The sequence below is a fragment of the Micromonospora sp. WMMD987 genome, from assembly GCF_029581435.1.
Lineage (GTDB): Bacteria > Actinomycetota > Actinomycetes > Mycobacteriales > Micromonosporaceae > Micromonospora > Micromonospora rifamycinica.
Genome location: NZ_CP120861.1, coordinates 3,598,669 through 3,622,846, shown reverse-complemented (window position 1 = coordinate 3,622,846; position 24,178 = coordinate 3,598,669). Strand labels below are relative to the sequence as shown.

Genomic DNA, 24,178 nt, shown 5'->3' with positions numbered 1-24,178 from the left:
CAAGCGTACGGCACGCTTCCCGGGGCAGAACCCACCGCACACACCACCACGACACCCGGCCGACACCTCACCGACCCAACGTCGACCGCAACCCCACCCGCACCAACGCCGCGTGCAACTGCTGCGACAACGCCACCAACTCCCGCGCCGTCTCCGCCGCCCGCGCCCGCGCCGCCGGATCCGACTGCCGCGCCAACGGCGCCACCAACTGCGCGAACAGACCGATCTCACGATCCGCCGACGACCGGTAACCCCGCAGATGCCGAGGCTCCAACCCGTACGCCGCCAACCCCGCCACCGCCTGCGCGATGATCAACGCGTCCGCGTCGTACCAACCCGGCGGATCCGGCACCAACACACCCAGCCGCTCCAACTCACCCAACGTCGACTCGGCGATCCCACTCCGCGCCACCAGATCGGCCCGCCCGAGCCGCACCTGCGACTCAGGCTCCTCCACCGACCGGCCCGGCACCTCACCACCGGGACCCACCGCCACCAACGTCGGCCGCTGACGCCCCGACGCCCCGTCGTCGCCGTCCCACTGCGCCAACTGCTCACGGATCACCCGCAACGGCAGGTACTGGTCCCGCTGCGCCGTCAGCACGAACCGCAACCGGGCCACGTCGTCCCAGCTGTACTTCCGGTAACCCGCCGCCGTCCGCTGCGGCTCCACCAGGCCCTCGGCCTCAAGGAACCGCAACTTCGAAATCGTCACGTCCGGAAACTCCACCCGCAGCTGACCCAACACCTCACCGATACTCATCAGCGGGTGCGACCGGGCCGCCCCGGACGGCATGGAGGCCGCAGGCTCGTTCACCCCCGGCCGGCCTCCTCCTCCGGGCGAGGACCGGCGATGAAGACCACCCGGAACTTACCGATCTGCACCTCGTCACCATTGCTCAACGTGGCCGCCTCGACCCGCTCCCGGTTCACGTAGGTGCCGTTCAGGCTCCCCACGTCCCGCACCGTGAACGTCCCCGAATCCCGATGGAACTCCGCATGCCGCCGGGACACCGTCACATCGTCGAGGAAGATGTCGCTGTCCGGATGCCGTCCACTCGTCGTCACATCATGGTCCAGCAGGAACCGGGCACCCGCATTCGGGCCCCGACGAACCACCAGCAGCGCCATACCCGGCGGCAGTGAGCCGGACATCCGACTCGGCACCACATCGGTGTCCGGACCCTCCAGCACTTCGTCCAACGAACCGAGATTGAGCGTCGAAGTGACGTCGAGCGGGGGGAACTCGTCGCCTGGGCGCGTCATGGGACCACCTCACGGATCAGTTCGGTCAGCGTCAGGAAGACGGCGGGTATGCCGCCGGGCAGATCACGCACCCGGCGGCTGGCTCCCCGTGCCCAGGTAGGCAAATCACCCGACGCACAACCATTTTGGGGTTCTCGGTCGACTGGGCGAGCCTAGCCAGCGCCGAAATGCAGGGCAACCGGACGCGCGGAGAACATCACCCACGCCCGGCACGACACCACTCAGCTCTCGGTGAGCTCACGGTACGCGTCAGCGGACAACAAACCATCCACCGCCGCCGGATCCGTCGGCGCTATCTCCACCAACCAACCCGCACCGTACGGATCCGAATTGATCACCTCAGGCGAATCACCCAGCGCCTCGTTCCGCGCCGTCACCGTGCCACTCAACGGCGCGTAGATCTCCGACACGCTCTTGGTCGACTCGATCTCACCCAACGACTCACCGGCCGCCACCACCGCACCGGAGTCCGGCAGCTGGACGAACACGATGTCACCCAACGCATCCTGCGCGAAATGGGTGATACCGACCCGGACGGTGCCACCCTCGGCACCCACCACCCACTCGTGCTCGGCGGTGTAACGCAGATCCTCAGGAATCACCAGCGCGTCCCTCATCCATCGGTGCACCGGGACCGCCCGGCGCGGCCGCGCCGGTCAGGAGACCGGACGGGCGTGTTCCAGCTTCAACGGCGCGTGCAGCGCCGAAACCTCGGCGACCTCACGATCCTCGACGCTCACGTTACCGCCGTCACCGCGAACCGATGCGGCCACCCCGCCCGGAATGTTCAACGCGGTACGCATCGTCTCCGGATCCCCGATCACCGTGATCGTGAACGGACCCGTCAACGCCCGCCCGTCCACCACCAACACGTCCCCCGGCCCGTCCAGGAAGTACGTCGACGCGATGATCCGCGCCGACGCCCGATCCCCACCGGAGATCTGCATCGCCTCCGCACCCGCACCCCGCAACTCCTGCACCGCGTCCAACACCCGGTCCGCCCGGATCGGCTTACCCCCCGGCTCGAACCGCACCGCCAGACCCGGCCCCCGCGCCGGCAACGTCCCCGCCAGGATGCCCAACTCGTCGGCCCGCTTCGTCGCCTCCTCCAACGCCGCCTGCCGACCCTGCTCCCCCGACCGCAACTGCCGCTGACTGTCCTCCAACGCCTCAATGTCCTGCTGCAACCGCTTCTCCCGGGAATCCAGATCCGAGAAGATCCGCACCAGGTCCTCCTGCCGGGTCGCCGCCAGCGTCGGATCCGTCGACGTGGTCTTCAACTGCACCACCAACGTGAAACCCAGCAACGCCAACAACGCCGCGATCATCACCGTCGCCGAGGACACCCGCCGACCCGTACCCCCCGACGAGGCCTCGGCACCCGACGACCGCTCCCCAGACGCCGACCCCGACACCTCCGCCAGATTCACCGTCGCGCCGTCGTCGTCACCGGACTCCACCGGAACGTCCGACGACGGCGCGTCCGGCACCAACGGACTCAACTCGTCCGCGTCCGGCGCGTCCGGACGCGGATCCGGCTCACCCGCCGGCACCGGCACCGCCGGCTGCGGCCACCCGGTACCCGTCTCCCGATGCTCGTCACTCACGCCATCAACCTACGCCCGGAACAGGTGCCGGCGGATCGCCGCCACGTTTCCGAAGATCCGCACCCCCAGCACGACCACCACCCCCGTGGACAACTGGCCACCCACCCCCAACTGGTCACCCAGATACACGATCAACCCGGCCACCAGCACGTTCGAGATGAACGACACCACGAACTGCTTGTCGTCGAAGATCCGGTCCAACTTAGCCCGCACCCCACCGAACACCGCGTCGAGCGCGGCCACCACCGCGATCGGCAGATACGGCTGCAACGCCGCCGGCACCGTCGGATCCAGGTAGATCCCCAGCACCACACCGGCGAGCAACGCCAGCACCGCGATCATCGGACACCTCCGGAGGGGCTGGAAGACGGACCGGACGAACCCGAACCCGCCGGCGACGGACTCGGACTGACCGACGGCTCCGCGTAGCGTAGCCGTGGCTCCGGAGCGGCCGGCAACGTGAGGTCGTCCACCTCACGGACCTCGAACGACAGCCCGGTGTCCCGGGCCACCCGACGCATCAGGTACGCCGACCGGCTGTCGTCGAACCGGTCCCGCAACGACCGCGGCCCGATCGCCGACACCTCGTACGGGCTCGTCACCGGACGGAAGTCCACCAGGATCGCCGCCCCCGCCGACCGGATGGTCGACGTCGCCGTCAACCGCTGACCGTTGATCGAGATCGCCTCCGCACCCGCGGCCCACAGGTCGTTCGCGATCTTCTGCAGGTCCGAGTAGATCACCCGCGACGGCCCGGCCCCCGAGTCACCGTTCACCGCACCGCCGTCCGACGCGGGGGCGTCGGACAACCGCACCACCACCCCGTCCCCCCGCACCCGACCGAGCCCCGTACCGGCCTCCAGATTGCGCAACCGGGCCGCCTGCGACCCGCTCAACGCCGCGTCCCGCTGCCGACCGACCTCCTCGCGCAGCCGTCCGGCCCGCGCGGTCATCTCGTCGGTCTCCGCCTCCCGCTGCTTGATCTGCGTGATCAACGCGGCCCGCGCCTGGCTGCGGCTCGGCTCGTCGGCCATCGTCTCCCGGTAGGCCACCGCGAACAGGAAACCCACCGCGACCACCACCACGACCGCCACCGCCCGCGCCGAGGCACCCCGCCACCCGGTCGCCGCGGGCCTGTCCCGCCGCCGGGCCGCCGCGTCGGCGTAGCCCGGATCCAGCGGATTCTGGAACAGCTCGGTGAGGAAGTCCGGGGTGAACAACCGCACCGGCGGTTTCGCGCCGTCCCGGGGTGCGCTCACGTGGCGGCCCCCGGCCGTACCGCCCGGACCAGCCGGGTCGCCTGCACCACGTACATCGCCCCGGCCGCCCAGTACAGCACCAGACCCCACCAGGCCAGCCCCCAACCGACCGCCGCGGCGGTCGTCGCCGTCACCGACGTGGTGGCCGCCGCCAGCAGCAGCACCGGGAAGGCGGCCAGGAGCAGGAAGGTGGCGGTCTTGCCGACGTAGTGCACCGGCGGCGGGCCGTAGCCGTACCGGCGCAGCACCCCCAACGAGCCGAGCAGCAGCAGCTCCCGGGCCAGCAGCGCCGCCGTGAACTGCCACGGCACCACCTCCCGGGCGGTGAAGGCGAGCAGCGTGGCGAGGATGTAGAGCCGGTCGGCCAGCGGGTCGAGCAGTTCGCCGAGCCGGCTGACCTGGCCGAGCCGGCGGGCGATCCACCCGTCCACCCAGTCGGAGGTGCCGCCGACGGCGAGCACCACGATCGCCACCACGTCCGCCTCCACCACCAGGAACAGCCAGAGGAACAGGGGTACGCCGAGCAGCCGGACGAAGCTGATCAGGTTCGGCAACGTGAGCACCCGGTCCGTGGCGGCCACGGCACCGTCCACCGCGGGCGGACGTTCCGCCCGAGCCGGCCGACGCGACACCGAACCTCCCTCCGCAGCACGCTCCGGGCGCCCGAGCGGGCACCACGGTCAGTCGTGCGCTACCGGACCGGCGGGTGCCGGCGTCTCGGTGATCCCGGGCCGGGACCTCCCCTGATGTGGTCCGGACGGTCGACGGCCCGGACCGGCAGCCACTATATCGGGCGCTTTCCGGTCCCCCGGTGGGGTGCGTGCGTTTCCGGTGCCGGGAATCGGTGTGAGCGACGCCACTACCGCTAAGGCATCCTAGGATGCTAGTGGAGCAGGTCCGTCCCGCGGGTCAGGCGGTGCGGGCCGCCGCGTCGGCCTGCGGCGTCGGAGTGCCCGACGCCGCGGCCTGGCCGAACGCCAGCAGCGCCAGCAGCAGCTCGTGCTGCTGGCGCTGCGGCATCCGGTCCAGCACCGCCTGCACGGCCCGGTGCCGTCGCTCGCGGACCTCCCCCAACAGGCTCACCGCTGCGGCGGTGAGCACCAGCCGCACCTCCCGCCGGTCCCGCGGGTCGGGGGTGCGGCGCAGCAGGCCGGTGGCCTCCAGCCGGTCACAGAGCCGGCTCGCCGACGACGGCACCACGTCCAGCAGCTCGGCCAGTCCGTTGACGTTCGTCTCCGGCCGGTCCCTGATCAAGGCGAGCACCCGTAGCTGGGTCGGCGGCACCGTCACCTGGTGGCGCGAGGTCGCGGAGTCGAGCACACCGACGAAGGCCTCGGCCGCGGCCTCGATCGCCACGGCAAGATTCGGAGGTCGATCCACCCGCTGTCCCCCGCGATTGTCCGCTGTCGTGTGTCGCTGACGGCCGATCATCGTTCGCGCTGCCCGCACCAGTCCAGGCACACGACGACGGCGTCGTCCCGTAGATCGGTGTCGGCATGATATGCGAACAGCTCGCGCATCACCGTACCAACCGCTTCCGGCGCCGGTTGCAACCGCGTCGACCGCATCGACCGGGCCATCGCCCGCTCACCGTAGGCCTCCTGGCCACCGGGTCGCGCGTCGTACACGCCGTCGCTGACCACGAAGAGGCGGTCGCCGGGCAGCAGGTCGAACTCCTGCACGGTGTACCGGGTCTCGGCGAACATGCCCAGCGGCAGCTGCTGCTCCAGGGTGATCCGCTCCACGGTGGTCCCCCGCACCCGCAGCACGCGCGGCGAACCGGCGTCCACCGCCCGGGCCCGACCGGTGGCGGTGTCCACCGACAACAGCAACGTGGCCACGTGCCGGTCCCCCCGGTGCTGGTAGAACAGCGTGTCCGAGGCCAGTTCGGCCTGCTCCACCAGGCCACCGCCCGACCGCCGCGCGTTGCGGATCGCGTTGACGGTGAGCGCCGTGAGCATCGCCGCGGCCAGCCCCGTGCCGGCACCGTTGAGGACGGTGAGGGTGAGCCGCCCGGGATCGACCGACCAGTCGAAGTGGTCACCGCCGACGCTGTACGCCGGTTCGAGCTGCCCGGCCAGCAGGAAGGCCTCGTCGGTGACGCTGCGCCCCGGCAGCAGGTCCCACTGCATCTCGGCGGCCATGCTCAGCCGTTCCCGACGACGGGTGCGACGGTACCGGTCGGTCTCCCGGTCGGCCGCCCGCAACGTGGTGGCCAGGTCGACGGCCAGGTCGACGATCAGGTCCCGGGTCGGGCGGTCCGGCTCGCCGGCCAGCTCGACCAGGAGCACCCCGAGCCGCTCGCCCCAGACGGTCAACGGCACCCACACCCGGCAGTGTCCGCCGTCGTGCGGGTCGAGGACCGGTTGCTGGCTGCTGAAGCAGCGCTGCGCGCCCCCCTGACCGCTGAGGGAACCGGCGGACAGCTCCGGGTCGAGCACCGACCACAGCCCGCTGATCCGGTAGTCGGCCAGGAAGACGTCGACCCGCACGGCGGCGAGCACGGACCGCAGGGCCCGGTCGACGGCCTCCACCAGTCGGTCCGGGGCCGCCTCACGTAGCGCACGCGACACCGCTGCGAGCGCATCCGGCATGTGTGTTTCCCCTCCGAGATTCTTGCTACAGGGCAAGGATCATACGGAGCGTCCGGCCCGCGCCGACCCCGGACCCGGGCCGGACGGCCACACCCCGGCCCACCCACCGCCGTACCCGGCCCGGGGCCGGTCGCGGTATCGCCCCCGCCGGCCGCGACCGGCGGCGATACTGACGCAGGCAGGAGGTGCACCGGGTGGACTCGGCGAACGGCACGGCGGTCGTGGTGGGCGTGGACGGCTCGGAGTCGGCGCTGCGCGCCGTCCGGCTCGCGGCGGCGGAGGCGAACCGCCGGCACCGGCCGCTGCGCGTCGTACACGCCTTCATCTGGCCCCTGCTGCGGGTGCCGGTCGACCCGGTCGCCGGGAACCCACCCGGTGGCGGGCTACGCCGGCAGGCGGAGAGACTGGTCGAGCAGGCGGTCGACGTGGCACGGGAGGTCGACCCCGGGCTGCCGGTGACCGGCGAGATCGTCGACGGGGAGGCCTCCGCGGTGCTGCTCGCCCGGTCCCCCACCGCGACGACGATCGTGCTGGGCGAGCGGGGCCTCGGCGGGTTCACCGCCCTGCTGGTCGGCTCGGTGGCGATCCAGGTCGCCACGCACGCCGGCTGCCCGGTGCTGGTCGCCCGGGGCGAGGAGCACCCCGGTGCTCCGGTGGTGCTCGGCGTCGACGGTTCGGCGGCCTCCCGCGCGGCGGTGGAGTACGCCGCAGCGCAGGCCTCCGCCCGGGGAGTGCGCCTGCGGGCCGTGCACGCGTACACCCATCCGGCCTCCCACCGCCCGGGGGACCTCCAGCCCATGGTGTACGACGAGGCCCGGCTGCACGACGAGGAGGCGGGACTGCTCGCCGCGAGCCTGGCCGGGCTCGCCGAGCGGCACCCCGACGTCCCGGTCGACGCGGAGCCGGTGCACGCCCGGCCGGTCGCCGCGCTGGTCGAGGCGTCCCGGCGGGCACAGCTGGTGGTGGTCGGCGGCCGGGGCCACGGCGAGTTCACCGGCCTGCTCCTCGGCTCGGTCAGCCACCGGGTGCTGCACCACAGCGCCTGCCCGGTCGCGGTGGTGCGCACCGCCGACCCGGGCCGCGACGGGACCGGGCCGGCGGCGGCCGGGTAGCCGGCGCGGGCAGCTGGAGATCGCTGTCGTCCGCCCACGGTAAGGGCATGCCCGGCCGGGTGCCGCCCGGCCCTGGTCGCGCCCGGGTCGGGCGGCAGGCGGGGCGGTCGGCGCCGCACCACCCCGACGGGCGGTGGTCAGCCCCGGTCGCTGTGGTCGTCGGCGCTCGGCCGGCCCGGACCGTACGGGGAGGCCTGGCCGCGGGGCGTCCGCCGGCCCCGGTCCCCCGACGAGGTGGACCGGTGGGCGGGATGCCCGGCCGGGCCGGGGCCCTCGCTGTCCTGCACGGTCGCGTTGTTCCCGTCGCGCCGCATCTCGGGCTGCTGCACGTTCGTCACGGGTGTCTCCTTCCCACCGACGGGCACGGTGCTCCGCGCCCGTCGGCGGGTTACCCGGCACCGGCCGGCGCATGCGGCCCCGGATTGCCGGCACGGGGCAGGGCTGAGCTGCGGCAGGACGGGTACCACCAGGTGATGGGGGACGACCGCCGGGTGACCCGGACGCTGTTGGACCGGCAGAGCCGCACCTACGCCGAGGAGGCCGGCATCGCGCTGGCCGACCGGCCCGGCCCGCTCTACCAGCTGCTGGTGCTCACCACGTTGCTGAGCACCCGGATCCGGGCCCGGGTCGCGGTGGCCGCCGCCCGGGAGCTGTTCGCCGCCGGCTGGCGTACCCCGCAGGCGATGGAGGCGGCCGGCTGGCAGGAGCGGGTGGACGCGCTGGGGCGCGGGCACTACCGCCGCTACGACGAGCGGACCGCGACGATGCTGGGCACCGGCGCCCGGCTGTGCCTGGAGCGCTGGCACGGTGACCTGCGACGGCTGCACCGGGAGGCCGGGGGTGAGCCGGCGGCGCTACGTCGCCGGCTGACCGAGTTCCCCGGCATCGGCCCGACCGGGGCGGACATCTTCCTGCGGGAGGCGCAGACGGTCTGGTCGGACGTGCGCCCGTACGCCGACCGGCGCACCCTGACCGGCGCGAAGCGGCTCGGCCTGCCGACCGACCCGCACCGGCTGGCCGGGCTGGTCGCCGAGCCGGACTTCGGCCGGCTGGCGTCGGCGCTGGTGCGGGTGGCGCTCGGCGAGGAGTCGGCGGGTGAGGTGACCCGGCTGGCCGCGACGCCGCGCTGAGCGGCCGGCACCGCCGCGACGCCGCGCTGAGCCGCCGGCACCGCCGCGACGCCGCGCTGAGCGGCCGGGACCGCCGTGCCGGCCGGCCGACGGCTCAGTCGACCGGCTTGTTGCCGGCCGGCCTGGTCAGGTGCCACACCAGCAGAGCGGCCAGCACCGCCAGCAGCACCACCCCGCCGGACACCCCGCCGTCCCCGGTGGAACGCCCGGTCATCCCGAAGTAGAGCACCGCCAGGCCGGCGAGCACCGCCAGGAACGTCCGTACTCCTCGGTCCTTCACGTCCCGCACGGTACGGGCAGGATCCCGAATAAGCGGACGCATCGGACAGGGTTCCCCCGTCCGGGCGATGTCCCCCGGCCCGCCGGGGCGAATCGACCGCCGCACCCGGCGGGTCAGTCGGGCTCCAGGTCGTCCAGGGAGATCGCGTGCGTCATCAGCCAGCGGGCCAGCGCCGCCATGCCGAACAACCACAGCGGCGCGCTCTCCGTGGGCCCGTTGGTGGCGAAGACGGCGAACCGCAGGTCCGGCGCGCGGTAGGCCTCGATCCGCCAGCGATGGTTCCGGTCCCGCCAGACCGCCGAAGGGTCCATGGCGTCACGGTAGGCGACCGGAGGACGGCTGGAGGGTGGTTCCGTCACCGCACCCACCGGTCTCAGCCGGAGCCGACCACCTCGCGGGCGTCGTCGGGCAGCCGACGGGTGGCCCCCCGCCGGTCCAGCAGTTCCAACAACGGCACCGCCACCCGACGGGTGGTGTCCAGGGCCTGCCGGGCGGCGCTCAGGGTGAACGGCTGCGGGAGCCCGGCGAGCACCCGGACCGCCGCGTCGGCCGCGTCGGGCAGCAGCACCACGTTCTCCGCCAGTCGCAGCAGCGCACCGGCCCGGACGGCGGCACCGACCTCCCGGGGACCCAGACCGAGGGCGGTGAGCCGGTCGGCCTCCGGCGCGCGGAACGGGTGGGCGGCGTACTCGCGGCGGACCCGGTCGACCGCGCGGGCCACCAGCTCGGGCAGCCCGGGGTCACCGACGCCGATCCGGCCGGCCCGCAGCGTCAACGGCGGCCGGACCAGCGCCTCCACCAGCGCCCGGTCCGGCAGGCCGAGCCGTTGCCGCAGCGCCTCCACCGGGGCTGCGGGCTCCAGGGGATGCGCACCGGCCCAGGCGGTGACCTCCTCCACCAGCCGGACGCCGAGCCGCCGCCAGTGCCCGGGGTCGGCCAGCCAGTCCCCGACGACCGGGGCGACGTCACCGGTGATCCCCATCCGGGTCAGCTCGCCGGCCCGGACGAGCCGGCGGCGACGCAGCTCCCCGGCCGGGTCGGGCTGGCCGTGCAGGCCGGTGAGGACGGCGGCGCGGGCGGCGGCGGCACCCCGGCGGGCCAGCGGCGGCGGTGCCACGTCCAGCACGGTCACCCCGCCGCAGACGTGGTGCCGGCCCGGATCCCGCAGCAGCGCCCGGTCCCCGACCAGCAGCGGCAGTGGGCGGGCCAGCCGCAGCCGCAGGGTGTCCCCGCCGAGCGGCCGGACCCGCGCCGGCACGGCCGCCGAGCCGACGTGCAGGGTCACCGTCGCCGGCAGCTCGGCCACCGGGTCACCGGCCAACCGCACGTCGAGCAGGTCGGTGCGGCCGAACGCGTCCGGGGTGAGCAGCGCGTCGCCCCGGCCGAGCCGGTCCCGGGGCACCCCGCGCAGGTTGACCGCCACCCGGGCCACCGCCGTCACCTGCTGCTCGGCGCTCCCGAGCCGGTGCAGGCCCCGGACCCGGACCGGCTCGCCGGTGGTGGCCAGCTCCATCTGGTCGCCGACCCGCAGCCGGCCCGCGCCGAGGGTGCCGGTGACCACCGTGCCGCTACCTCGGATGGTGAACGCCCGGTCGATCCACAGACGCACCGGACGGTCGACCCGCGGCGCGGGCAACCGGCCGACCAGCCGGCCCAGGGCGGCCCGCAGCTCCGGCAGGCCGACGCCGGTGACCGCGCTGACCGCCACCGACTCCACCGTGCCGAGCGACGTCGCCGCGAGGTGCGCGCGGGCCTGCGCCGTCGCAGGCCCGGGATCGGCCAGGTCCGCCCGGGTGACCACCAGCAGCCCGTGCGACACCCCCAGCGCGTGCAGGGCCGCCAGGTGCTCGGCCGACTGTGGCATCCACCCCCCGTCGGCGGCCACCACGACCAGCGCCGCCGGCACCGGACCCACCCCGGCCAGCATGTTCGGCACGAACCGCTCGTGCCCCGGGACGTCCACGAAGGCGATCGTGCCGCCGGTCGGCAGGGTGGTCCAGGCGAAGCCGAGGTCGATGGTCATCCCCCGGCGGCGTTCCTCCGCCCACCGGTCCGGTTCCATCCCGGTCAACGCCCGGACCAGGGTGGACTTGCCGTGGTCCACGTGCCCGGCGGTGGCGACGACGTGCATCTCAGCCGGCCGCCCGCAGCACCGCGTCGCGCAGCGCGCCGTCGGCGGTGGCCGGTACGCAGCGCAGGTCCAGCAGGAGCCGGCCGCGGACCACCCGGCCGAGCACCGGCGGGTCGCCCCGGCGCAGCGGTGCGGCGTACCGCTCGGGCAGGCTGAGCGCCCAGGAGTCCAGCTCGACGCCGGGTGCCCCGCCCCCGCCGACCACCGCGACGCTGGGCCGCACCTCGGCCTTGCAGCCCTCGGCACCGAGCGTGTCGCGGAGCCGTTCGCAACGGTCCCGCAGCCCGGCCGGGTCGGCGTGCAGGGCGTCCCGGGTGGGGGTGGCCGGCCCGTGCAGGGTGGCCGCCAACGCCGCGAGGGTCAGCTTGTCCACCCGCAGCGCCCGGGCCAGCGGGTGCCGGCGCAGCCGGTCGACCAGGTCGGCGTCGCCGAGCAGCAGCCCGGCCTGGGGGCCGCCGAGGAGCTTGTCGCCGCTGGCGGTGACCAGGTGCGCCCCGGCCCGCAGGGTGCCCGCCGCGTCCGGCTCGCCGGGCAGCAGCGGGTCGGCGGTGAGCAGGCCGGAACCGATGTCGGCCACCACCGGCACGCCGAGGGTGGCCAGCTCGCCGACCCCGACGGCCGCGGTGAAGCCGGTGACCACGAAGTTGGACGGGTGCACCTTGAGTACGAAACCGGTGTCCGGCCCGACCGCCCGGGCGTAGTCGTCGCGGGTGGTGCGGTTGGTCGTGCCGACCTCGCGCAGCCGGGCACCGGTGCTGGCCAGCAGGTCGGGTAGCCGGAACCCGTCGCCGATCTCCACCAGTTCCCCCCGGCTGACCACGATCTCCCGGCCGGCGGCCAGCGCCGTCGCCGCGAGGACCAGGGCCGCCGCGCCGTTGTTGACCACGTGCACGGCGGCGGCGTCGGGCACCGCCGCGGCCAGCGCGGCCAGCGCGTCGCGGCCGCGGCGGGCCCGCCGACCGGTCTCCAGGTCCAGCTCCACGTCGGTGCAGCCGGCGGCGGCGACCAGCGCGTCGACGGCGGCGGCGGACAACGGGGCCCGACCGAGGTTGGTGTGCAGCACCACCCCGGTGGCGTTGAGCACCACCCGGGGCACCGGGGCGGGCAGGGCGGCGAGGGCGGCGTCGCGGACCTGCTCGGGGGTGATCTCCCCGTGCCGGGCCCGCTGCTGGGCGCGGGTGACGGCGACCTTGACCCGGTCCCGGCCGAGGGTGGCCGCCGCGGCGGCCAGCCCGGGGTCGGCCAGCAGCACGTCGGTGCGCGGCACCCGCCGACGCGGATCGGTCGCCGCCTCACCCATGCGTGTCATCTCCCCCGGAGGTTGGCGGAGACGGACGGGAATCGAACCCGCCTGGCCCGGATCCCGGACCACACCAGCTTTGAAGGCTGGGAGGGGCACCAGCCACCTGAACGCCTCCGCCCCCGAGTCAACCACAGGGCCGCCCGGGCGGCGTGGCGAGGTGTCAGACCTGCCCCGCTTCGCGGCGACGAGGGGTCAGACCTGGCCGGTCCCGCGGCGGCGGATCCGTTCCCGCTGCGGCAGCACCGTGTACTTCGGATCCCGGGCCGAGGCCACCCCGCCGTGGAAGATGCCGAAGCGGGTGGCCACCGAGGCGGCCAGCAGCGCCGCGCCGGACAGCGCGGACAGTGCCCGACTGCGCCGGCCGACCAGCGCGCCGACCACCCCGGCGGCGGTGAGCAGCCGGCCGGCGCGCAGCAGCCGCCCCGCCGTGCCCAGCCGGTAGGGCTCGCTGAGCAGGCCCAGCCGGCTCTCCACCGCGTGCGCGCCCCACAGCTCCAGCGCCGCCCCGGCCACCGCCATCCGACGGGCCGGCCCGGCCTGCGCGCAGGGCGCGGCGAGCAAGCCCACCCCGGCGCCGCTGGCCAGCGCGCTGCCCGCGAAGATGGTCGGCAGCTCCGGGTACGCCTCGTGCCAGGACGGCACGGCCGTCCCGGCCAGCAGCACCCCGGTGTACGTGGCCAGCGCGGGCGCGACGGCGGCGGCGGCGAGTCCGGCGGCCTGCCCGGCCGGCGGCAGCAGTCGACGGGCCACCCCGGACAGGCCACGGTCCGGCAGCAGCCGGGCGCCCTCGGCGACGGCGGCGAGCCCGGCGGCCGGTCCGTAGGCGGTGAGGATCCAGGTGCCCACCGACATCGGTGAGGTCGGTTTCGCCACCCGCAGCATGTGGTGGAACCGTTCCGGCCGCCCCAGGTCGTTGACGAGGAAGTAGGCGCTGGCGGTGACCGCGCCCAACGCGGTGGCCCGACCGGCCCGCCGCAGCGCCGGCCGGCCGGTGAGTTGCCCGCCGGCGGCCAGCAGCGACGACCCGGCGGCGAGCCCGCCGGTGAACAGGTACGCCGGGATGTCCCACCGCCACACCGGGGCCTTGAGGATCGGCCGACCGTAGTAGGAGGTGAACTCCGCCGCCGGGACCTGCAACTCCTCGCCGCCACGCCCACCCCGGCCGCGCCGACGCCGCGCCACCGGCGGCTCGTCCCGGGGCGGAACGACGACCGGCGGGTCGGCGGCACCCACGACGTCGGCCGCGCCGGCCGGACCGGCACCGACCTTCGCCCCGTGGCCGAGCCGGGCCGAGGACCGCTGCGGCCGGAACACACCGTCGGCCGCCAGCCGCTCGCGGAAGCCCTGGAACCGCTCCCCCACCGGCCTGCGGCCCGCGCTCACGACGACCCGCCGACGAACGCGGCGACGGCCGCCGCCGTCATGGCCAGCGCGGCCAGCCCGGCCCGCCGCCACATCCTCGGCAGGTCCCGGGTGGTGACCACCGGGTCCGGCGGCAGGCCGTACACCTCGGGCTCGTCGAGGAGCAGGAAGAACGCGCCGTCGCCGCCGACGCCGTCGGTCGGGTCGTGGCCGTACAGCCGGGCCTGCGGCACGCCCCGCTCGTGCAGCGCGGTGACCCGCCGCGCGGCCCGCTCGCGCAGCTCGTCGAGCGGACCGTACTGGATGGACTCGGTGGGGCAGGCCTGGGCGCAGGCCGGGGTCATACCCGCACCGAGCCGGTCGTAGCACAGCGTGCACTTCCACGCCCGGCCGTCGCCCCGACGCTGGTCGATCACCCCGTAGGGGCAGGCGGAGATGCAGTAGCCGCAGCCGTTGCAGATGTCCTCCTGCACCACCACCGTGCCGAACTCGGTGCGGAACAGCGACCCGGTGGGGCAGACGTCCAGGCAGGCGGCGTGGGTGCAGTGCTTGCAGACGTCCGACATCATCAGCCAGCGGAAGTCGGTGCGGGCTTCGACGCCCGTGCTCCGGCCGGGCGGCGCGGCACCGGGCATCCCGAGGAACCGGGTGCCCGTGCCGACGGCCCCGCCGGCCGACCCTCCACCGGCGCCGTCGGGGGCGGTGGCCATTCGGGCGGCGGCGTCGGCGCTGCCCGGCGGGACGCCCGGGTCGGTGCCGCTGACGCCGGTGGTGTCGGCGGCGACCGCCGCCGACACGGCGGTGGACGACCCGCCCGTCGGGGTGCCGGCGAACGGCGGGCTGCCGGGACCGGCCGGCACCGGCTGCTCGATGAAGGCCACGTGCCGCCAGGAGTTCGCGGTCAACGCGCCGGTGTTGTCGTACGACATGCCGAGCAGGTCGAAGCCGGACTCGGGGACGGCGTTCCACTCCTTGCAGGCCACCTCGCAGGCCTTGCAGCCGATACAGACGCTGGTGTCGGTGAAGAACCCCATCCGGGGGCCGGCAGCCGTCCAGCCCGCGTCCGGGGCCGGATCGAGCGGGCCGTAGAGGCTGTTGGCGTCAGGCATGGTCGGCGCCCTTCTCCCGTGGGCCGTCGTCGCTTCGACCGGCGGGCCGCAGTACCGGGGTCGTCACCGTCGGCGGGCGGTCACCGGGCACGATCCCGGCCCGTCGACGGTAGTCCTCGACCAGGTCCAGCAGGGGTGGCCCGGTCGGCCGCCGGCCCGGACGGATGTCGCAGGTGCCGACCTTGCTCTCCTGGATGAGTACGTTCGGATCCAGGGTGATGCCGAACAGGTCGTTGGCCGAGTCGCCGGTGACCAGACCCTCGTAGCCGAAGTGGTACGGCAGCCAGAGCTGGTGGATCACCCGGCCGTCCACCCGCAACGGGGTGAGCCGGTCGGTGACCAGCACCTTCGCCTCGATCACCGCGCGCCCGCTGATCAGGTGTGCCCAGCCGAGGTGGGTCAGACCCGCCTCGCCGGCCAGCTCCGGGGACACCTCCACGAACATCTCCGGTTGCAGCTCGGCCAGCGGACGCACCGTCCGGCTCATCGCCCCGGCGGTGTGGTGTTCGGTGAGCCGGCTGACCGTGAACACGTACGGGAAGACCTGGCTGTGCTCCTGCGGCGGGCTCGGGTTCACCGAGTTCACCGGGTGGGCGTAGACCTTGCGGGTCGGGTTGGCCTGCTGGCCGTAGAGCGGGTTACGCATCGGCGACTCCGCCGGCTCGTAGTGCGTCGGCAGCGGGCCGTCGAGCACCCCGCTCGGCGCGTACAGCCAGCCCTTGCCGTCGGCCTGCATGACGAACGGGTCGTCGCCGGCCAGCGCCGCCGGGCCGGACGCCCCCTGCGGCGGCCGGTACGTCGGCGGTTTCGTCTTCTCGAAGTCCGGCACGTCGTAGCCGGTCCACTCGCCGGCCTGCGGATCCCACCAGACGTACTTCTTGCGTTCGCTCCACGGGTGGCCCTGCGGATCGGCCGACGCCCGGTTGTAGAGGATGCGCCGGTTCGCCGGCCACGCCCAGCCCCACTCGGCGGCCACCCAGTCCTGTTCGTGCCGGGACCGGCGGCGGGCGGCCTGGTTGACGCCGTCGGCGTAGACGCCGGAGTAGATCCAGCAGCCGACCACGGTGGAGCCGTCGTCCTTCGCCTCGGTGAACGAGGACAGCGGGCGGCCGGTGGCCACGTCGTAGCCGTTGATCTCGCGTAGCACCGCCTCGGCGCTCGGCTCGTCGTGCGGGCCGTGGGTGGGGTAGTCCCAGGCCAGGTCGAGCAGGGCGCGGTCGCGCCGGTGCGGGGAGCCGGCCAGCCTCTCCCGCAGCCGGCGGCCCAGGTGGTAGAAGAACCACAGTTCGGAGCGGGCGTCGCCGGGCGGCTCGACGGCCTTCTCCCGCCACTGCAACAGCCGCTGGGTCTGGGTGAAGGTGCCCTCCTTCTCCACGTGCGACGCGGCCGGCAGGAAGAACACCTCGGTGCGGCACTCGGTCGGGACGATCTCGCCGGTGGCCACCTCGGGGCCGTTCTTCCAGAACGTGGCGCTCTCGATCATGAACAGGTCGCGGACCACCAGCCAGTCCAGGTTGGCCATGCCGAGCCGCTGCGCCCGCCCGTGCGCCGAGCCGACCGCCGGGTTCTGGCCGAGCAGGAAGTATCCCCTGATCTTGCCGTCGATCATGTTCAGTACCTGCTGGTAGGTGCCGTGGTCGCCGGTCATCCGGGGCAGGTGGTCGTAGCAGAAGTCGTTCTCCGGGGTCGCCGCGTCCCCCCAGTACGCCTTGAGCAGGCTCGCCGCGTACGCGCGCGCGTTGCCCCAGAAGCCCTTCTGGCCGGGGTGCCGGATGCTGTCCACCCACTCGTCGAACGTCGGGTGGTCGGCGTGGTGCGGCATCGGCAGGTACCCGGGCAGCAGGTTGAACAGGGTCGGGATGTCCGTCGAGCCCTGGATGCTGGCGTGCCCGCGCAGCGCCAGGATGCCGCCGCCCGGCCGGCCCATGTTGCCCAGCAGCAACTGGATGATCGCCCCGGTACGGATGTACTGCACGCCGACGCTGTGCTGGGTCCAGCCCACCGAGTAGACCAGCGCTCCGGTGCGGTCCCGGCCGGAGTTCTCCGTCCAGGCCCGCGCCAGTTCCAGGAACTTCTCCTCCGGGATGCCGCAGACCCGCTCCACCATCTCCGGGGTGTAGCGGGCGAAGTGCCGGCGCAGGATCTGGTAGACGCAGCGCGGGTGCTGAAGGGTCTCGTCCCGCTGGACCCGCCCGTCCACCTCCGCGCCGTGCGACTCGTGCCGCAGGCCGGCGGCGTTGTCGCGTTCCTTGGCGGTGTGCCCGCTGCCCGAGTCGCGCTCGTGCCCGGCGTACTGCCAGCTGGTCTGGGTGTAGCTGTCGGTGTCCGGGTCGTAACCGGAGAACAGACCGTCGCCGTCCTCGGTGTCGGCGAACTGCTCGCTGACGATCGTCGCCGCGTTCGTGTACGCCAGCACGTACTCCCGGAAGTCCAGCTCGTTGTCCAGGATGTAGCGCACCACGCCACCGAGCAGGGCGATGTCGGTGCCCGCCCGGATCGGCAGGTACGAGTCGGCCACCGCGCTGGTACGGGTGAACCGGGGATCGACGTGGAAGACCTTCGCGCCACGCCGCTTGGCCTCCATGACCCACTGGAAGCCCACCGGATGGGCCTCGGCCATGTTCGAACCCTGAATGACGATGACGTCAGCGTTGGCGAGGTCCTGTTGGAAGTCCGTCGCGCCACCGCGACCGAAGCTGGCCCCCAGACCGGGGACGGTGGCGGAGTGTCAAATGCGGGCCTGGTTCTCGATCTGGAGCGCCCCCATCGCGGTGAACAGCTTCTTGATGAGGTAGTTCTCCTCGTTGTCCAGCGTCGCCCCGCCCAGGCTGGAGATGCCCAGCGTCCGGTGCAGCGGCCGGCCCTCGCTGTCGACGTCCTCCCAGGTCTGCTCGCGGGCGGCGAGGATCCGGTCGGCGATCATGTCGAGCGCGGTGTCGAGGTCGAGGTCCTCCCACTCGGTGGCGTACGGCCGCCGGTAGCGGACCGTGGTCTGCCGCAGCGGGCTGGTGACCAGGCTCCTGCTGGCCGACCCCTTCGGGCAGAGCCGACCGCGGGAGATCGGGCTGTCCGGGTCGCCCTCGATCTGGGTGACCCGACCGTCGGCGACGAAGACCCGCTGCCCGCAGCCCACCGCACAGTACGGACAGACCGAGCGGGCCACCCGCTCGGCGGTCTCGGTGCGGGCGGTCAGCCCGGCGGAGCGGTCCGACTGCGCCGCCGCGCCCCGACCCAACGGGTCGGTGCCGGTGAGCTGCCGGTAGACCGGCCAGCCCGCGATGAACGTCCGCAGACCCACCGCGCACCTCCCTCCCCGGCATGGACCGACCCCCTGAACATAGGGCAGCGCGACGGAGGATGCGACCCGGGTGCGCGGATCTCCGTACACTGAAACGGCGCTGCCCCCGACCGGGCGGGTCGGGGGCAGCGCCGTTTCACGGTGGCGGAGCGCCGGCGTGCATGTCGCCTCTCGGCGCGTGGCGCAACGCGGCTCCAGCCGAACGGAACTCCGCGACGGCAATTCAGGTGAGGCCCGGGGACACTGGACACACCGACGCTCCTGCGTTCGAGGATACCGCACCGCAGGGCTGCCCGCCCGCCACCGCGCAGGGTCGGGAACGGCCCGTGCGGGCGTACCCGCCGGGCGTCGCGCTCCCGGGGCCGCCCGCGCGGCGCTACCCTGACACCATGCAGGCCACCCTGGCGACCGCCCACCTGGCCCGGCCGGGCCGTCCGGTGGTGGTGGCGCGCACCCTGACGGAGCTGACCGGCCCCACCGGCGGGGTGGTGGAGCTGCCGATCCGGCTGATGTGGAGCAGCGAGCGCACCTTCGACCTGGCCGAACCGGACGATCTGCTCTGGCTGTACGAGAATGTGCTGCGGGAGACCACCCGCGCCGACGACCTGCGGACGCTGGTCGACGGGCCGACCCTGCGCCGGGTCTGGCGACTGCTCAACCTGCCCCGGGGGGTACGCCAGGCCTGGGAGAGCCGGCACCGGGCGCTGCGCGCCGCGTGACCCACCTGCACGACTTCTACCGGGAGGTCGCCCGGGTCGCCCTCACCGCGGCCGGGCGGCACCGGTTCGTGCTCGGCGGTGGGGTGGCCTGGGCGGCGCACGGCCTGGTCACCCGCCCCACCGAGGACGTCGACCTGTTCGCCGACGTGGAGGGGGCCGCCGAGGCGGCTGCCGAGGAGGTGCGCGCCGCGCTGGAGCGGGCCGGCTACACCGTCGCGGTCGCCGATCCGGACAGCGGCCTCGGTGCGCTGTTCGAGGGCTTCGACCGGGACATCCGGGACTTCGTGGTCGGTCGGGGCGACCGGCGGATCCGGCTCAGCCTGGCCCGGCTCGACCGGTACCGCTCACCGGTGGTGATGGACCTCGGACCGGTGATGGACGTCCGCGACCTGATCGCCAACAAGACCGCCGCCCTGGTCAACCGGCGGGAGGCCCGCGACTACATCGACGTGGCCGCCGCGCTGGCGCACTACCCGGTCGACACGCTGCTGGCCCTGGCCCGCCAGGTGGACCCGGCGCTGGCCGACGAGGACGTCCGGGCCGCCGGCCGCTACCTGGACCGGCTGCCGGACCGGCGACTCGCCCGCTACGGTCTGGACCCGGCGCAGATCGCGCAGGTACGTCGCCGGCTGGCCGGCTGGCCCCGCTGACCCCCGCCGCCGCAGCGCCTCCGCGCCGGACCGGGGCGGACCCGGCCCGGCGCGGGTGAACAGCTCACTTGGTGAAACGACCACCGGTGACGCCGAGGATCTCCCCGGTGACGTAGCTGGACTCCTGGGAGGCGAAGAAGACGTACGCCGGGGCCAGCTCGGCGGGCTGACCGGCCCGACCCAGCGGGGTGTCGGTGCCGAACTGCGCCACCTTCTCCTCGGGCATGGTCGCCGGGATCAGCGGCGTCCAGATCGGACCGGGAGCGACCGCGTTCACCCGGATCCCCCGGTCGGCGAGCTGCGCGGCGAGCCCCTTGGTGAAGTTGGCGATGCCCGCCTTGGTGGTGGCGTAGTCCAGCAGCGGCGGCGACGGGTCGAACGCCTGGATCGAGGTGGTGTTGATGATCGTCGCCCCCTCCTTCAGGTGCGGCACGGCGCTGCGGCAGAGCCAGAACATGGCGTACAGGTTGGTCTTCATCACCCGGTCGAACTGCTCGGTGCTGATCGACGTGATGCCCTCGTCCTGGGCCATCTGGTAGGCCGCGTTGTTGACCAGGATGTCCAGCCCGCCGAGGTCGGCCACCGTCCGGTCGACCAGGTCGACACAGTTCCGTTCGTCGGTCAGGTCGGTGCGCACCGCGACCCCCCGCCGACCGGCCTCCTCGATCAGCCGGACGGTCTCCCGGGCGTCGGCGTCCTCCTCCCCGCCGAGGTAGGAGACCACCACGTCGGCACCCTCCCGGGCGAAGGCGATCGCCACCGCCCGGCCGATGCCCGAGTCGCCGCCGGTGATCAGCGCACGCTTGCCCACCAGCCGGTCGCTGCCCCGGTACGACGTCTCGCCGTGGTCGGGCTCGGGATCCATCGCCCCGGTCCGGCCGGGTGCCGACTGCTGCTGGGCCGGCTGGCCGTCCCGGTGGCCGTACTGGTCGGTCGGGTCCTGCGGGGTGTACTGGTCCTGGCTCACCGTGCGGCTCCCTGCCTGGTTTCGTCCGTTCCGGGTCTCCGGCTCACCTACCCCGAGGGGTGGGGCGGAAACAACCGGGGCCGGGGGTCGCCGGACCGACCGGGAGATGACCGGCGGGGTGGCCACGGGCGAACAGTCGCAACCACTGTGGCAGCCGGAGCCACCGGTGGCTATGGTGCGCAGCGGCGTCCACGAGGCGCCGCCTCCCCCATGGAAGGGCATCTCATGACCTCCTCCTCCGGCGCCTCGCGCCGCCAGCTGCTGGCGGTCGCCGCCGCCGCGGCGACCGCCCCGCTGATCGCCGGCACACCCGTCCGGGCGGCCGGGCGGACGACCCCGACCGGTCCGAAGACCTGGGACCTGACCGTGCTGGGCACCTCGGACACCCACGGCAACGTCTACAACTGGGACTACTACCGCGACGCCGAGTTCGACGACAGCAAGCACAACGACGTCGGCATCGCCAAGCTGGCCACCCTGGTCAACCAGGTCCGCGCCGAGCGCCGGGGCCGGGCCACCCTGGTCCTCGACGCCGGTGACACCATCCAGGGCACCCCGTTGGCCACGTACTACGCCAAACAGGAGCCGATCACCGACACCGGCGCGACGCACCCGATGGCCCGGGCGATGAACATCCTGCGGTACGACGCGGTGACGCTGGGCAACCACGAGTTCAACTACGGGCTGCCGCTGCTGGCTGCCTGGATCGACCAGCTGGGCTTCCCCGCGCTGGCCGCGAACGCGGTGAACGCGAAGACGGGCAGGCCGGCGTTCCGGCCGTACGTGCTCAAGCGGGTCCGGCCCGGCGGGCCAGGCTCACCGACGCTGACGGTGGGCATCCTCGGCCTGACCAACCCCGGCGTGGCCATCTGGGACAAGGGCAACGTCGAGGGCAAGCTGGTCTTCCCCGACATGGTGCAGACCGCGGCGAAGTGGGTGCCGGTCATCCGGCAGCGGGGCGCCGACCTGGTCATCGTCTCCGCCCACGGCGGCGACAGCGGCACCTCCAGCTACGGTCCGGAGCTGCCCAACGAGAACCCGGTGGCGCTGATCGCCCAGCAGGTCCCCGGCATCGACGCGATCCTTTTCGGCCACGCCCACAACGAGGTGGTGGAGAAGTTCGTCACCAACACCGCCACCGGCGCGCAGGTGCTCACCGCCGAACCGTCCAAGTGGGGCCAGCGGCTGACCAGGATGGACTTCACCCTGACCCGGGAGCGGGGCCGCTGGAAGGTCGTCGGCAAGCGCGCCACCATGCTCAACACCAACACCGTGGTCGAGGACCCGAAGGTGCTCGCCGCCGTCCGGGGCCAGCACGCCAAGACGGTCGGCTACGTCAACACGGTGGTCGCCCGGTCCACGCAGGAGCTGTCCGCCGCCGAGTCGCGCTACCGGGACACCCCGATCCTGGACTTCATCAACCACGTCCAGACCGAGGTGGTCACCGGCGCGCTCGCCGGCACCCCGTACGCGGCGCTGCCGGTGCTGTCGATCGCCGCGCCGTTCAGCCGCACCGCCGTCTTCCCGCAGGGCGACGTGCGGATCCGGGACGTCGCCGGACTGTACGTCTACGACAACACCCTGGAGGCGGTGGTGCTCACCGGGGCCGAGGTGAAGGCGTACCTGGAGTTCTCGGCGAAGTACTTCACCACCGTGGCGGTCGGTGCGCCGGTCGACCCGGCGACGATCAGCGACCCGGCGGTGCCGGACTACAACTACGACGTCATCTCCGGGCTGGACTACGACATCGACGTCTCGCGGCCGGTCGGGCAGCGGATCACCCGACTGGTGCTGCCGGGCACCGACAGCCCGGTCGCCGCCGACGCGCAGTTCGTGGTCGCGGTGAACAACTACCGGCGCAGCGGCGGCGGGAACTTCCCCGGCATCGTCAAGAACCAGGTCTACAACGCGCAGCAGGAGATCCGCCAGCTGCTGATCGACTGGGCGCAGGCCCGGGGCACCATCGACCCGGCCGACTTCTTCGTCCCGAACTGGCGGCTGGTCCGCGCGGGGGTGCCGGTCTTCTGACCGGGAGGCCCGGCTCGACGGGTCCGGGCTCGCCGCGGACCCGTCGAGCCGGCTGACGGCTCAGCCGCCCGAGCGCAGGTCCTGCTCGTACTGGCCGGGGGTGGGGTCGGGCTGGTACCGCGGCGGGTCGGTCTCGGTCGCCGCCAGCCGGTCCTCGGGGCGTACCGGCGGTGGCAGCTCACCGAAGCGCACGTGCCGCAGGAAGGCGTACTGCTCGTCGGTGAACGGTTCGGTGGGCTCGCTCATGACCCACAGTGTGCGCCGGGCATCAAGGCCGGCGGGAGGGGTAACCGCGCGGAACCGTCGCCGACGAAAGGACACACCATGCGCGCGGTACGGATGACCGCTCCCGGCGTGCTCGAACTCCTCGACGTGCCGGCCCCCACCGCAGGGCCGGGTGAGGTGCTGGTACGCGTCGGCGCGGTCGGCGCCTGCCACTCCGACCTGCACATCCTCGACGCCGCGCCGGGGGTGTTCCCCACCCCGATCACCCTCGGCCACGAGATCGCCGGCACCGTGGACGCGGTCGGCGACGGCGTCGTCGGCTGGTCCGCCGGTGACCGGGCCGCCGTCTACGGGATCATCGGCTGCGGCACCTGCCGGGGCTGCCTGCGCGGCCGGGAGAACCAGTGCCGCACGGTGCCCGTCGGGGGCGTCGGACTCAGCCGCGACGGCGGGCTGGCCGAGTACGTGGCGGTGCCCGCATCGCGGCTGCTGCCCGTCGGTGACCTGGAGCTGACCCAGGCCGCGCCGCTGACCGACGCCGGGCTGACCCCGTACCACGCGATCGAGCTGGCCCGGCCGGCGCTGCGACCCGGGACGTCGGTCGTGGTGATCGGCATCGGCGGGCTGGGGCACATGGCGGTGCAGATCCTCGCCGCCACCACCGCCGTGCGGATCATCGCGGTGGACCGCGAGGTCGCCGCCCTGGACCTGGCCACCCGGGTGGGCGCGCACCACGTGGTGCCGGCCGGTCCGGACACGGTCGACCGGATCCGGGAACTCGTCGGCCCCGCGCCGGACGGCGCGGACGTGGTCGTCGACTGCGTCGGGGCGGACGCCACCCTCGCCACCGCCCGCGGCGTGGTCGCCACCGGCGGCCGGCTGCTACTGGTGGGGCTGGGCGGCGGCACCCTGCCGGTGCGGCCGGTCGCCGACGAGCCGCCCACCGTGCCGCTCGAGACCAGCGTCGAGGTCCCGTTCTGGGGCACCCGGGCCGAACTCCAGGAGGTGATCGCCCTCGGTCGGGCCGGGCTGCTCACCGCCGACGTGCAGACCTTCCCGCTGGACCGCGCCCCGCAGGCGTACGACCTGCTGCGCGCGGGGGAGATCCACGGCCGCGCGGTGATCGTGCCCTGACCCG

The 24,178-nt window shown here is 73.9% G+C and carries 25 protein-coding genes and 1 tRNA gene; 6 read left to right on the top strand and 20 right to left on the bottom strand.

The genetic code is table 11. From position 1 onward, the window contains the following. Positions 1-67: 67 nt before the first annotated feature. The 9 genes from O7612_RS15280 to O7612_RS15240 all read right to left on the bottom strand — a co-directional run bounded on the left by O7612_RS15280 (position 68) and on the right by O7612_RS15240 (position 6,726). A complete protein-coding gene (locus O7612_RS15280) occupies positions 68-763 on the bottom strand; it encodes a MerR family transcriptional regulator (protein WP_282273922.1) in 696 nt (231 codons plus the stop codon). A 50-nt stretch (positions 764-813) separates the two neighbouring features. After that, positions 814-1,266, bottom strand: coding sequence for an FHA domain-containing protein (locus tag O7612_RS15275; protein WP_067311506.1), 453 nt, complete (start codon positions 1,264-1,266; stop codon positions 814-816). Positions 1,267-1,487: 221 nt separating this feature from the next. Continuing rightward, positions 1,488-1,868 carry a glycine cleavage system protein GcvH gene (gene gcvH, locus O7612_RS15270; protein WP_282273921.1) on the bottom strand — a complete coding sequence of 127 codons (381 nt, stop codon included), beginning with the start codon at positions 1,866-1,868 and terminating at the stop codon, positions 1,488-1,490. 54 nt (positions 1,869-1,922) lie between these two features. Then, on the bottom strand, positions 1,923-2,873 hold the full coding sequence (locus O7612_RS15265) for a DUF881 domain-containing protein (protein ID WP_282265084.1): 951 nt from the start codon (positions 2,871-2,873) through the stop codon (positions 1,923-1,925). A gap of 9 nt (positions 2,874-2,882) precedes the next feature. Continuing rightward, a complete protein-coding gene (locus O7612_RS15260) occupies positions 2,883-3,215 on the bottom strand; it encodes a small basic family protein (RefSeq protein WP_067311500.1) in 333 nt (110 codons plus the stop codon). Beyond that, complete coding sequence (locus O7612_RS15255) at positions 3,212-4,132, bottom strand: DUF881 domain-containing protein (protein ID WP_282265083.1); 921 nt, start codon at positions 4,130-4,132, stop codon at positions 3,212-3,214. The genes O7612_RS15260 and O7612_RS15255 overlap by 4 nt, the downstream gene beginning before the upstream one ends. Continuing rightward, the gene (locus O7612_RS15250; RefSeq protein ID WP_282265082.1) at positions 4,129-4,764 is read right to left on the bottom strand and encodes a CDP-alcohol phosphatidyltransferase family protein; all 636 of its coding nucleotides are present in this window, start codon (positions 4,762-4,764) and stop codon (positions 4,129-4,131) included. Before O7612_RS15250 ends, O7612_RS15255 begins: the two co-directional genes overlap by 4 nt. Before the next feature lie 277 nt (positions 4,765-5,041). After that, positions 5,042-5,512: a MarR family transcriptional regulator gene (locus O7612_RS15245; protein ID WP_282265081.1), complete on the bottom strand. Its 471-nt coding sequence runs from the start codon at positions 5,510-5,512 to the stop codon at positions 5,042-5,044. Between the two features lie 47 nt (positions 5,513-5,559). Further along, a complete protein-coding gene (locus O7612_RS15240; protein ID WP_282265080.1) occupies positions 5,560-6,726 on the bottom strand; it encodes a PP2C family protein-serine/threonine phosphatase in 1,167 nt (388 codons plus the stop codon). A 194-nt stretch (positions 6,727-6,920) separates the two neighbouring features. On the opposite strand from O7612_RS15240, the gene O7612_RS15235 reads away from it, so the two are divergent. Further along, positions 6,921-7,838, top strand: a complete 918-nt coding sequence (locus O7612_RS15235) for a universal stress protein (RefSeq protein ID WP_282265079.1) — start codon at positions 6,921-6,923, stop codon at positions 7,836-7,838. 137 nt (positions 7,839-7,975) lie between these two features. Here O7612_RS15235 and O7612_RS15230 read toward each other — a convergent pair whose 3' ends face one another. Beyond that, positions 7,976-8,176, bottom strand: a complete 201-nt coding sequence (locus O7612_RS15230; RefSeq protein WP_282265078.1) for a hypothetical protein — start codon at positions 8,174-8,176, stop codon at positions 7,976-7,978. Positions 8,177-8,311: 135 nt separating this feature from the next. Here O7612_RS15230 and O7612_RS15225 point away from each other — a divergent pair, with 135 nt between their 5' ends. After that, positions 8,312-8,968, top strand: a complete 657-nt coding sequence (locus O7612_RS15225; RefSeq protein WP_282265077.1) for a hypothetical protein — start codon at positions 8,312-8,314, stop codon at positions 8,966-8,968. Between the two features lie 94 nt (positions 8,969-9,062). Here O7612_RS15225 and O7612_RS15220 read toward each other — a convergent pair whose 3' ends face one another. The 8 genes from O7612_RS15220 to fdh form a co-directional block, all read right to left on the bottom strand. Beyond that, positions 9,063-9,221: an amidophosphoribosyltransferase gene (locus O7612_RS15220; RefSeq protein WP_282273920.1), complete on the bottom strand. Its 159-nt coding sequence runs from the start codon at positions 9,219-9,221 to the stop codon at positions 9,063-9,065. 140 nt (positions 9,222-9,361) lie between these two features. Continuing rightward, positions 9,362-9,559, bottom strand: a complete 198-nt coding sequence (locus tag O7612_RS15215) for a hypothetical protein (protein WP_282265076.1) — start codon at positions 9,557-9,559, stop codon at positions 9,362-9,364. 62 nt (positions 9,560-9,621) lie between these two features. Continuing rightward, positions 9,622-11,379, bottom strand: coding sequence for a selenocysteine-specific translation elongation factor (selB, locus tag O7612_RS15210; RefSeq protein WP_282265075.1), 1,758 nt, complete (start codon positions 11,377-11,379; stop codon positions 9,622-9,624). A gap of 1 nt (position 11,380) precedes the next feature. After that, positions 11,381-12,679 carry an L-seryl-tRNA(Sec) selenium transferase gene (selA, locus tag O7612_RS15205; protein WP_282273919.1) on the bottom strand — a complete coding sequence of 433 codons (1,299 nt, stop codon included), beginning with the start codon at positions 12,677-12,679 and terminating at the stop codon, positions 11,381-11,383. 22 nt (positions 12,680-12,701) lie between these two features. Continuing rightward, positions 12,702-12,797 (bottom strand) — tRNA-Sec (locus O7612_RS15200). 77 nt (positions 12,798-12,874) lie between these two features. Continuing rightward, complete coding sequence (gene nrfD / locus O7612_RS15195) at positions 12,875-14,044, bottom strand: NrfD/PsrC family molybdoenzyme membrane anchor subunit (protein ID WP_282265074.1); 1,170 nt, start codon at positions 14,042-14,044, stop codon at positions 12,875-12,877. 17 nt (positions 14,045-14,061) lie between these two features. Beyond that, positions 14,062-15,153 carry a 4Fe-4S dicluster domain-containing protein gene (locus O7612_RS15190; RefSeq protein ID WP_282265073.1) on the bottom strand — a complete coding sequence of 364 codons (1,092 nt, stop codon included), beginning with the start codon at positions 15,151-15,153 and terminating at the stop codon, positions 14,062-14,064. Further along, on the bottom strand, positions 15,146-18,451 hold the full coding sequence (gene fdh / locus O7612_RS15185; RefSeq protein WP_282265072.1) for a formate dehydrogenase: 3,306 nt from the start codon (positions 18,449-18,451) through the stop codon (positions 15,146-15,148). Before fdh ends, O7612_RS15190 begins: the two co-directional genes overlap by 8 nt. A gap of 389 nt (positions 18,452-18,840) precedes the next feature. Here fdh and O7612_RS15180 point away from each other — a divergent pair, with 389 nt between their 5' ends. Continuing rightward, positions 18,841-19,170 (top strand): hypothetical protein, encoded by a 330-nt coding sequence (locus O7612_RS15180; RefSeq protein WP_282265071.1) that lies wholly within the window; start codon positions 18,841-18,843, stop codon positions 19,168-19,170. Continuing rightward, positions 19,167-19,820 (top strand): nucleotidyl transferase AbiEii/AbiGii toxin family protein, encoded by a 654-nt coding sequence (locus O7612_RS15175; protein WP_282265070.1) that lies wholly within the window; start codon positions 19,167-19,169, stop codon positions 19,818-19,820. The genes O7612_RS15180 and O7612_RS15175 overlap by 4 nt, the downstream gene beginning before the upstream one ends. Positions 19,821-19,884: 64 nt before the next feature. Here O7612_RS15175 and O7612_RS15170 read toward each other — a convergent pair whose 3' ends face one another. Then, on the bottom strand, positions 19,885-20,787 hold the full coding sequence (locus O7612_RS15170) for an SDR family oxidoreductase (RefSeq protein WP_282265069.1): 903 nt from the start codon (positions 20,785-20,787) through the stop codon (positions 19,885-19,887). A 225-nt stretch (positions 20,788-21,012) separates the two neighbouring features. Here O7612_RS15170 and O7612_RS15165 point away from each other — a divergent pair, with 225 nt between their 5' ends. Continuing rightward, positions 21,013-22,815 carry a 5'-nucleotidase C-terminal domain-containing protein gene (locus tag O7612_RS15165; RefSeq protein ID WP_282265068.1) on the top strand — a complete coding sequence of 601 codons (1,803 nt, stop codon included), beginning with the start codon at positions 21,013-21,015 and terminating at the stop codon, positions 22,813-22,815. Between the two features lie 60 nt (positions 22,816-22,875). On the opposite strand, the gene O7612_RS15160 is transcribed toward O7612_RS15165, so the two are convergent. Continuing rightward, positions 22,876-23,061, bottom strand: a complete 186-nt coding sequence (locus O7612_RS15160) for a hypothetical protein (protein WP_282265067.1) — start codon at positions 23,059-23,061, stop codon at positions 22,876-22,878. Between the two features lie 78 nt (positions 23,062-23,139). Between O7612_RS15160 and O7612_RS15155 the strand changes: the two genes are divergently transcribed. Further along, complete coding sequence (locus O7612_RS15155; RefSeq protein ID WP_282265066.1) at positions 23,140-24,174, top strand: NAD(P)-dependent alcohol dehydrogenase; 1,035 nt, start codon at positions 23,140-23,142, stop codon at positions 24,172-24,174. Positions 24,175-24,178 lie beyond the last annotated feature (4 nt).

Bases quoted from the DNA above. Each gene is read 5' to 3' on its own strand.
- O7612_RS15180 (WP_282265071.1), top strand. From the start codon at position 18,841: ATGCAGGCCACCCTGGCGACCGCCCACCTGGCCCGGCCGGGCCGTCCG.
- selA (WP_282273919.1), bottom strand. From the start codon at position 12,679: ATGGGTGAGGCGGCGACCGATCCGCGTCGGCGGGTGCCGCGCACCGAC.
- O7612_RS15160 (WP_282265067.1), bottom strand. From the start codon at position 23,061: ATGAGCGAGCCCACCGAACCGTTCACCGACGAGCAGTACGCCTTCCTG.
- O7612_RS15155 (WP_282265066.1), top strand. From the start codon at position 23,140: ATGCGCGCGGTACGGATGACCGCTCCCGGCGTGCTCGAACTCCTCGAC.
- selB (WP_282265075.1), bottom strand. From the start codon at position 11,379: ATGCACGTCGTCGCCACCGCCGGGCACGTGGACCACGGCAAGTCCACC.
- O7612_RS15275 (WP_067311506.1), bottom strand. From the start codon at position 1,266: ATGACGCGCCCAGGCGACGAGTTCCCCCCGCTCGACGTCACTTCGACG.
- O7612_RS15260 (WP_067311500.1), bottom strand. From the start codon at position 3,215: ATGATCGCGGTGCTGGCGTTGCTCGCCGGTGTGGTGCTGGGGATCTAC.
- O7612_RS15165 (WP_282265068.1), top strand. From the start codon at position 21,013: ATGACCTCCTCCTCCGGCGCCTCGCGCCGCCAGCTGCTGGCGGTCGCC.
- O7612_RS15280 (WP_282273922.1), bottom strand. From the start codon at position 763: ATGAGTATCGGTGAGGTGTTGGGTCAGCTGCGGGTGGAGTTTCCGGAC.
- O7612_RS15190 (WP_282265073.1), bottom strand. From the start codon at position 15,153: ATGCCTGACGCCAACAGCCTCTACGGCCCGCTCGATCCGGCCCCGGAC.
- O7612_RS15225 (WP_282265077.1), top strand. From the start codon at position 8,312: ATGGGGGACGACCGCCGGGTGACCCGGACGCTGTTGGACCGGCAGAGC.
- O7612_RS15240 (WP_282265080.1), bottom strand. From the start codon at position 6,726: ATGCCGGATGCGCTCGCAGCGGTGTCGCGTGCGCTACGTGAGGCGGCC.
- O7612_RS15215 (WP_282265076.1), bottom strand. From the start codon at position 9,559: ATGGACCCTTCGGCGGTCTGGCGGGACCGGAACCATCGCTGGCGGATC.